This window comes from Modicisalibacter tunisiensis, from assembly GCF_020148005.1.
Lineage (GTDB): Bacteria > Pseudomonadota > Gammaproteobacteria > Pseudomonadales > Halomonadaceae > Modicisalibacter > Modicisalibacter tunisiensis.
In genome coordinates, this window is sequence record NZ_JAGXFD010000001.1 from 1,949,199 (window position 1) to 1,949,728 (window position 530).

At 70.8% G+C, this 530-nt stretch carries 1 protein-coding gene; it reads right to left on the reverse strand.

Annotated elements, in window-relative coordinates:
- A partial coding sequence (locus KGQ91_RS09105) for a BCCT family transporter (RefSeq protein WP_224419930.1) occupies positions 1-530 on the reverse strand: 530 nt, incomplete at both ends.

Genomic DNA, 530 nt, shown 5'->3' on the forward strand with positions numbered 1-530 from the left:
GACCAGCCCAGCAGCTCGTGCAGGCCGAAGCTGACCTGGGTGGCCAAAAAGCCGATCGGCCCCACGGTGCCGGCGACCACCGCGATCACGCACAGCGCATCCACCACGCCGCCGAAGGCGCCGCGCATGATCCGCTCGCCGAACACCGGGTAGAGCAGTGTGCGCGGCTGCAGCGGCTGGCCCTTGACGTAGTGGGCGTGGGCCAGCACTACCGCGGTCAGGGTGCCGAGCACCGCCCAGGCGAGAAAGCCCCAGTGCATGAAGGCCTGGGCCAGCGCGCCGGGCACCGCCGCGGCGGTACCCGCCTCGGTGTCGAAGGCCGGCGGGGTGACCACGAAGTGGTAGACCGGCTCGCCGGCGGCGAAGAACACCCCGCCGCCGGCGAGCAGCGTGCAGAGGATGATCGACAGCCACTTGAAGGTGCTCATCTCGGGGACGGCGAGATCGCCGATGCGCGCCTTGGCGGCGGGGGTGGCCGCCAGGCCGATGGCGATGAAGAAGGTCAGCAGCAGCAACAGCTGGAAGTAGGC